10 protein-coding genes are annotated in these 6,826 nt (G+C 64.6%); 7 read left to right on the top strand and 3 right to left on the bottom strand.

Annotation, left to right across the window (positions count from 1 at the left end; genetic code table 11):
- The 3 genes from JHD64_RS17105 to JHD64_RS17095 all read left to right on the top strand — a co-directional run.
- On the top strand, nt 1-622 hold a 622-nt coding region (locus JHD64_RS17105; protein ID WP_199054412.1), incomplete at its 5' end, for an HD domain-containing phosphohydrolase.
- Between the two features lie 103 nt (nt 623-725).
- Complete coding sequence (locus tag JHD64_RS17100; protein WP_233170562.1) at nt 726-1,991, top strand: MFS transporter; 1,266 nt, start codon at nt 726-728, stop codon at nt 1,989-1,991.
- Between the two features lie 75 nt (nt 1,992-2,066).
- Nucleotides 2,067-3,005, top strand: coding sequence for an alpha/beta hydrolase (locus tag JHD64_RS17095; RefSeq protein ID WP_110313426.1), 939 nt, complete (start codon nt 2,067-2,069; stop codon nt 3,003-3,005).
- On the opposite strand, the gene JHD64_RS17090 is transcribed toward JHD64_RS17095, so the two are convergent.
- From JHD64_RS17090 to JHD64_RS17080, 3 genes are all read right to left on the bottom strand, one after another.
- Nucleotides 3,002-3,517: a M48 family metallopeptidase gene (locus JHD64_RS17090; RefSeq protein WP_199054410.1), complete on the bottom strand. Its 516-nt coding sequence runs from the start codon at nt 3,515-3,517 to the stop codon at nt 3,002-3,004. The two genes, JHD64_RS17095 and JHD64_RS17090, sit on opposite strands and share 4 nt — an antisense overlap.
- 50 nt (nt 3,518-3,567) lie before the next feature.
- Nucleotides 3,568-4,104: a GNAT family N-acetyltransferase gene (locus JHD64_RS17085; protein WP_199054408.1), complete on the bottom strand. Its 537-nt coding sequence runs from the start codon at nt 4,102-4,104 to the stop codon at nt 3,568-3,570.
- Between the two features lie 75 nt (nt 4,105-4,179).
- A complete protein-coding gene (locus tag JHD64_RS17080; RefSeq protein ID WP_199054406.1) occupies nt 4,180-4,623 on the bottom strand; it encodes an Lrp/AsnC family transcriptional regulator in 444 nt (147 codons plus the stop codon).
- A 131-nt stretch (nt 4,624-4,754) separates the two neighbouring features.
- On the opposite strand from JHD64_RS17080, the gene JHD64_RS17075 reads away from it, so the two are divergent.
- From JHD64_RS17075 to JHD64_RS17060, 4 genes are all read left to right on the top strand, one after another.
- Nucleotides 4,755-5,387: a LysE family translocator gene (locus JHD64_RS17075; protein ID WP_233170561.1), complete on the top strand. Its 633-nt coding sequence runs from the start codon at nt 4,755-4,757 to the stop codon at nt 5,385-5,387.
- 86 nt (nt 5,388-5,473) lie between these two features.
- Nucleotides 5,474-5,905, top strand: a complete 432-nt coding sequence (locus tag JHD64_RS17070; protein WP_199054404.1) for a carboxymuconolactone decarboxylase family protein — start codon at nt 5,474-5,476, stop codon at nt 5,903-5,905.
- 11 nt (nt 5,906-5,916) lie between these two features.
- Nucleotides 5,917-6,228 carry an antibiotic biosynthesis monooxygenase gene (locus JHD64_RS17065; RefSeq protein ID WP_199054402.1) on the top strand — a complete coding sequence of 104 codons (312 nt, stop codon included), beginning with the start codon at nt 5,917-5,919 and terminating at the stop codon, nt 6,226-6,228.
- On the top strand, nt 6,225-6,824 hold the full coding sequence (locus JHD64_RS17060; protein ID WP_199054400.1) for an FMN-binding negative transcriptional regulator: 600 nt from the start codon (nt 6,225-6,227) through the stop codon (nt 6,822-6,824). The genes JHD64_RS17065 and JHD64_RS17060 overlap by 4 nt, the downstream gene beginning before the upstream one ends.
- Nucleotides 6,825-6,826 lie beyond the last annotated feature (2 nt).

The raw sequence follows: 6,826 nt of genomic DNA, 5'->3' as shown, positions 1-6,826 counted from the left end.
CAAGACCCATCCGCAGCAGGGGGCGGATCTGCTGCGCGAGCATCCGCTGGCCGCCCTGGCCATGGAGGCGGTGCTGATGCATCACGAAACACCGGACGGGCGCGGTTATCCGGCCGGCCTCAAGGGCGAGGCCATTCCGCTGGTGGCGCGCATCGTCGGCATTGCCGATGCCTTTGATGCCATGACCAGCCACCGCCCTTATCGTGCGGGCATGCCGGTGGCCCGGGCGCTGGAGATCATCCGCGACAATCTGGGCAGCCAGTTTGACCGCGCCTGTGGCGAGCGCTTTATCGCGCTGGGCGAGGCGGGCAAGCTGGAGCATATCGTCGGCCACAGCGAGGCGGGCATTCCCCTGCAAAGCTGCCAGGCTTGCGGGCCCATCATCGCCATTCCGCGCCGCCTGCAGGATGGTGCCACCGTGCATTGCCCCTCCTGCGGCGGTGGCTACCGTTTGAGTCGGCAAGGGCAGGGACTGGCACTGGCCCCCACCGGCCAGCGTGATGCCTTGCAGGTGCAACGACCTGCGGTGGACCACGAACTGGTGGCCGAGCTGGTGCAGGAGGCTGCCGCCTGCCTGCCATCCGGGCGCCAGGGCGGCTGGCTGGCGCGGCTGTTTGCCTGAGCTGCGCCGCATGCCGTGCCGGAGGATTGTGTCAGCAAGTGTTAAGCGCGGGGTGTAAGGCTAGAGTTACAGGCGTTTAGCCGGTAGGCTTGAGTTCTTTGTCATGGCCATTCCGGCCGCCTTTACTGCTTCCATGAACGACGCGTCTGCATCCTTGCGGCATTGCCGCCCTTTCTGGCATTTCTGGTTGGCCCGTGTATTGCTGACGGCCGGTTTTCAAATTCTTACCGTGGCCATTGGCTGGCAGGTGTATGCCCTGACCGGCAGTGCGCTGGACCTGGGCCTGGTCGGCCTGTTGCAGTTTTTGCCACGGGTGCTGCTGGTGCTGGTGACCGGCGCGGTGTCCGACCGCTTTGACCGGCGGCGGGTGGTGGCTGTCAGCCTGGCCATACAGGCGGTGGCGGCAAGCGTGCTGCTGCTGGGTAATCTGGGCGCGGGCTGGCAGGTCAGTCGCGGGCTGATCTTTGCCCTGTCGGTGGTGGTGGGCTGCTGCCGTGCCTTCGACATGCCGGCCATGCAGTCCTTGTTGCCCAATATCGTACCGCCGCGCCTGCTGGGGCAGGCCATTGCCATGGCAGCCTCGGCCAATGAGGCCGCCACCATCATCGCCCCGGCGCTGGGCGGCTTCCTGTATGCGGTGGGGGCCGAGCTGACCTATGGCCTGGCGGCCGCCTGTTTTCTGGCCTGCCTGGTACTGGTCAGCCTGCTGCCCTCCAGCCGGGTGCTGCCCACCGGCCAGCGGGTGTCGCTGGATTCCCTGCTGCTGGGCGTGCGTTTCATCCGCAGCCGGCCGGATATCCTGGGGGCGATTTCGCTGGACCTGTTTGCCGTACTGCTGGGCGGGGCCACTGCCTTGCTGCCGGTGTTTGCCCGCGACATCCTGCTGACCGGGCCGTGGGGACTGGGCTTGTTGCGCTCGGCCCCGGCGGCCGGGGCGCTGCTGATGTCGGCCTGGCTGATGCGCCATCCGATACGCCGGCGCTCCGGGCACATCATGTTTGCCGCTGTCGCCGTGTTTGGCCTGGCCACCATCCTGTTCGGCCTGTCGCGTTCTTTCCCGCTGTCCTTGCTGGCGCTGATGCTGCTGGGTTCGGCCGATGTCATCAGCGTGGTGATCCGCGGCACGCTGGTGCAGCTGGAAACGCCGGATGACATGCGCGGCCGGGTCAATTCGGTGAACTCGCTGTTCATCGGTGCCTCCAACCAGCTTGGCGAGTTCGAATCCGGTGTCACGGCGGCCTGGCTGGGAACCGTGCCTGCCGTGGTATTGGGCGGGGCGGGCACCTTGCTGGTGGTGCTGCTGTGGATGCGCTGGTTTCCGCAACTCGCCCGGCGTGACCAGCTGGTATCCAGTCATGAAACCGCTTGAGCTGGCACATTTAATGACTTTGGTATATTAATGTGCGGCAAACGCTGAAGTTTGCCCAAGTCAGGAGAAGTAAACATGCATGCAGTCAGCCCCAAGCTGACCGACTGGTTGTCCCAGCTCAACCAGCTCATCCGCCGCCTGCGTGACAGCGGCTACAAGCCCACCGCCATTGGTGCCCGCGAGGCGCTGGCCAATGTCACCCGCAGCCTGGTCAGTGCCGGGCCGGACATTGCCTGGGTCAATGACGAAATCATCCACGGCCGCGATTACAGCGTGCCGGTGCGTATTTACCATCCGGCACCGCAGGAGGCGCGGCCGGTGCTGCTGTTTTTGCATGGTGGCGGCCATACCGCCGGCAGCGTCAGCGTCTACGACCCCATCAGCCGCCGGCTGGCCGCGGCCACCGGCCATATCGTGGTGGTGCCGGAATACCGGCTGGCTCCGGAAAACCCTTACCCGGCCGCGCTGCATGATGCCTATGCCGCTGCCCGCGGCGTGTTTGCCGCGCTGAGCGCGCGCCAGCTGCCGTTTCTGTCCAGCCTGTCGCTGATGGGCGACTCGGCCGGTGCGGCGCTGGCGGCCACGGTGAGTGCGCGCTCGCAGCACGATACCGCCTTGCAGATCGCCGCCCAGGTGCTGGTCTATCCCAGCCTGGACTACAGCATGAGCCTGCCGTCGATTACCGAGAATGGCGAAGGCTATTTTCTCAACAGCGATCGCATCGCCTGGTATTTCGACAATTATTTCCAGCATGGCGAGGACCGGCTGGCCGCCTCGCCCTTGCACATGGCGATGACCGAACGGCTACCGGCCACCCTGGTGGTCACGGCCGGGTTTGATCCGCTGCGTGACGAGGCGCTGTGCTATCTGGATAAATTGCGCGCGGCCGGGGTGCCGCACCAGCATCTGCATTTTGATGACCTGGTGCATGCCTTTCTCAATATGGAACAGCTGGTGGCAGCGGAGTGTGCCCGGACTTACCAGCAGATCGCCGCCTTTCTCGACCGCTACTAGCGCGCAGCCGGGCTGGTGGCTGGCTCCAGTTCGCGCAGGGTCAGCCACAGCCGGGTATCGAATTCCAGCTGGTGGTAAGCCGGCTCCATATGGCAGCACAGCTGGTAGAAGGCCTTGTCGTGGTTTTTCTCGCGCAGATGGGCCAGTTCGTGCACCACGATCATGCGCAGGAAAGCTTCGGGCGCGTCGCGGAACAGGCTGGCGATGCGGATTTCGTGCTTGGCCTTGAGCTTGCTGCCCTGCACCCGCGAAATCTGGGTATTGGTGCCCAGCGTTCCCTTCACCGGATGCTGGCGATTGTCATACAGCACCTTGGTGGGGGCCGGGGCATTTTTCAGATAGCGCTGTTTCAGCTCGCCGACATACTGGTACAGCGCGTTATCGCTCTGTACGGCGTGGCTGTCGGGATAGCGGCTGGTCAGCCAGTTGCCCAGGCTGCCGTCGTCCAGACGGGCCTGGACCTGAACGAGCAGGCTGGGTGGGTAGTGCAGCAGGTATTTGAGGGCAGACATGGCGCCAGTTTAGCAAAGCCGGCGCGGCCCTGCCGCAGCAGGGTGGCGGCTTATGCCTGGACGGCGGCCAGTTGCGCCGGCTGCGCCCAGCGATAGCACAGGGCAATGGCCTTGCGCCCGTCCGGGGCCAGCACGCTTTCACGATCTACCATTTCCCCGCCCATGCGGCTGTAAAACCGCCGCGCCTCGCTATTGGCCTCGTATACCCACAGGTGCATGGGGCGCCCCGGTTGCAGGGTATCTGCCTGGGCAGCCGCCGCCTGCAACAGGCTGCGGCCGACGCCACGGCCTTGCTGACCGGGCAGCACATGCAGATTGTCCAGCAGCAGGCCGCGCTCGCTCTCGCCATCCGGCAGCAGGCAGACAAAGCCCACTGGCTCGCCTTCCCACAGGGCCAGCAGCACCCACAGATGCTTGTCGTAATGGAAGCGGCGGGTCCACATGGTGTGGCGCTCGGTCGGGGCAACGTGGTCGAGATAGTCGTCGGACAGAATGGTGCGGTAGCTGTGCTGCCAGCTTTCGGTATGCAGTCGGGCAATCAGCCCGGCATCGTCAAAGGTGGCAGCACGCAGGGTCAGCGAGGTCATGGGGTTTGGCTAGGAGCTAGGGATACCGGCATTTTACGACAGCCAGATGACGTTAAGGTTCGCTTTGCATGGCAATTAACGCGGCGCGCGCAAGGGGCGTGCAGTAATCGGGGTGGACAGGATGATGGAGGTGCGGGTTTCACCCAGATGATTCACCCGCGCCACCAGTGTTTCCAGATGGCCGACATCCCGTGCCAGCAGGCGGAACAGATAGGAATCGGCCCCGGTGACATGGTGGCATTCCAGCACTTCCGGCATGTCCTCCAGTAATTGCAGCAGCTTTTTCTTGTAGGGCTGTGCCACGGTAATGCCCACCATGGCCGACAAGGTGTAACCCGCCTTGGCGGGTGCTAGCCGGGCGTGGTAGCCCTGGATCACCCCGGCTTCTTCCAGCCGTTTGACCCGTTCCGACACGGCGGGCACCGACATTGCCACGGCACGCGCCAGCTCGGTCAGTGACAGCCGTGCGTCCTGCTGCAGGCATTCCAGAATCTTCCAGGCTTTGCTGTCGATCTCCATGGCCGTCCCTTTATGGTGAAAGTGCAGTCTGACTTTAATTTATCAGTTATACGGGCGGCTTTGCCTGAAAAACACCATGTAAGCCAGCTGGCAGGCCGGGCAGACTGTTTGCTCCTGTCAGGAGTCCTCTCATGCATTTGTTGACCTTGTTTGCCCAAGCCCTGTTGCTGGGCCTGACCATTGCCGCTCCGGTCGGGCCGATCGGCCTGCTGTGTATCGACCGCAGCTTGCGTCAGGGACCGTGGGTGGGGCTGGCCACCGGGCTGGGCGCGGCGACGGCTGATGCGCTGTATGCCACCTTGGGCGCGCTGGGGCTGAGTGCGCTGATCCAGCAGCTGACGGCGCTGGCCCTGCCGCTGGCGGTGGCCGGCAGCCTGTTGCTGGCGTGGATGGGGCTGGGCATGTTGCGGCGGCAGGCGGGAAGCGAGGCCGCCCGGGTGGCAAGTGCCCATGGCTGGTATCGTGCCTGGGCCTCGGCGCTGCTGCTGACCCTGAGCAATCCCATGACCATCTTGTCCTTTCTGGCCGTGTTCGCCAGCCTGTCCGGCCATGCCCAGCCGGGTATGGCCGAGGCCCTGCTGATGGTGGCGGGGGTGTTTGCCGGCTCGGCACTATGGTGGTGTGTGCTGGCTTTCGGGGCCGGCCGCTTGCTGGGCCGGCTGGGCGAGGCCGGGCGGCAGCGCATCGATATCGTCTGTGGCTTGCTGCTGCTGGGCATGGGCCTGCTGCTGCTGTGGCGTGCGCTGGCCGCACTGGTGGGATAGTGGTTCCTTGCCTGATGGCCAAAGTGGACCTGTGACAGGGCCATTGCCGGATGAATAATGCAGGCTTGCCCTCAGGAGAAAGCACCATGACCAGTTTGCGTCAGCCTTATGCCGAATTGTCCGGCCCGGCCTTGCAGCATTTGCGAGCCATCAAGAAATTGCTGGAAGACAGCCCCTTGGGGCGTAATCTGGTGGAGCTGGTGTATTTGCGCGTGTCGCAGCGCAATGGCTGCGCCTTTTGCCTGGACATGCATGCCCGCGCATTGCGCAGCGGCGGGGAAAGCCCTGTCCGGCTGGATACGCTGGCCGGCTGGCACTTGAGCCCGCATTTTACCGCACGGGAAAAAGCCGCGCTGGCCTGGGCCGAGTCGCTGACCGATATTGCCAGCAGTCAGGCGGACGATGCGGCGTATCAGCCCTTGCTGACGCATTTTTCCGCGCAGGAAATCTGCGACCTGACCATGGCCATTGCCAGCATGAATGCACTGAACCGCCTGGCCATCGCCATGCGGCAATAGGGAGGCACGATATGTACGTGGTGATTTTCCGGGCGCAGGCCCGTCAGCTGGACGAGGAGTACAGCCGGGTGGCGGCACAATTGCGCGAACTGGCATTGAGCCGTTTTGGCTGTCTGGAGTTTGTCGCGCTGAATGAAGGCGGGCAGGAGGTGGCGCTGTCCTACTGGCCGGACCTGGACAGCATCCTTGTCTGGAAAGCCAACGCCGATCATCTGCTGGCGCAGCAGCTGGGGCGTGAGCGCTGGTATGCCGGCTACCGGGTGCAGATTGCCGAGCTCGTGCGCGACTATGCTTTCCCGGCCAGTACGGGGGAACAACCATGAGCCTGTATTGCCCTGCGGCATTCGCCGCCGACGCCGACTATGCGCGGCAGGTGATGGCCGACAATCCCTTGGCCACGCTGATTACCCAGGGCGCTGGCGAGCCCTGGCTCAGCCACGTGGTATTGCTGCCCGACCCGTGCGACCCCGATTGCCTGCTGGGCCATCTGGCGCGGGCCAATGGCCATGCCGCGGTACTGTTCGGGCAGGACAGTGTGGCGGTGTTTACCGGTGCGCACGGCTATGTTTCGCCGCGCTGGTATGAGTCGGACGGCATGGTGCCCACCTGGAATTACCGGGTGGCGCATGCCCATGGCCGGGCCGAAGCGGTGGAAGGGGAGGCGCTGTCAGCCTTGTTGCAGCAGCTGGCCTTGCAGTTTGAAGGCGCGGCCGGGTGGAACAGCAGCGCACTGTCGGCGCAGGCCATGGCCGCCATGCAGCGCGGCATCGTCGGCTTCCGGCTGCGGGTGCAGCGCTGGGACGTCAAGGCCAAGCTCAGCCAAAACCGTTTGCCGCAGGACCGGCAAGGCGTGATCGCCGCACTGGAGCAGGGCGATGCAGCCGCGCGGCAACTGGCGGCCGTCATGCCACCGCCCTAGTT

The sequence above is a fragment of the Aquitalea sp. ASV15 genome, from assembly GCF_016429115.1.
GTDB classification, from domain to species: Bacteria; Pseudomonadota; Gammaproteobacteria; order Burkholderiales; family Chromobacteriaceae; genus Aquitalea; species Aquitalea magnusonii.
This window is presented reverse-complemented; position numbering and strand designations above follow the sequence as displayed.

Coding starts and splice junctions, on each gene's coding strand:
- JHD64_RS17100 (WP_233170562.1), top strand. CDS start 726: ATGGCCATTCCGGCCGCCTTTACTGCTTCCATGAACGACGCGTCTGCA.
- JHD64_RS17095 (WP_110313426.1), top strand. CDS start 2,067: ATGCATGCAGTCAGCCCCAAGCTGACCGACTGGTTGTCCCAGCTCAAC.
- JHD64_RS17090 (WP_199054410.1), bottom strand. CDS start 3,517: ATGTCTGCCCTCAAATACCTGCTGCACTACCCACCCAGCCTGCTCGTT.
- JHD64_RS17085 (WP_199054408.1), bottom strand. CDS start 4,104: ATGACCTCGCTGACCCTGCGTGCTGCCACCTTTGACGATGCCGGGCTG.
- JHD64_RS17080 (WP_199054406.1), bottom strand. CDS start 4,623: ATGGAGATCGACAGCAAAGCCTGGAAGATTCTGGAATGCCTGCAGCAG.
- JHD64_RS17075 (WP_233170561.1), top strand. CDS start 4,755: ATGCATTTGTTGACCTTGTTTGCCCAAGCCCTGTTGCTGGGCCTGACC.
- JHD64_RS17070 (WP_199054404.1), top strand. CDS start 5,474: ATGACCAGTTTGCGTCAGCCTTATGCCGAATTGTCCGGCCCGGCCTTG.
- JHD64_RS17065 (WP_199054402.1), top strand. CDS start 5,917: ATGTACGTGGTGATTTTCCGGGCGCAGGCCCGTCAGCTGGACGAGGAG.
- JHD64_RS17060 (WP_199054400.1), top strand. CDS start 6,225: ATGAGCCTGTATTGCCCTGCGGCATTCGCCGCCGACGCCGACTATGCG.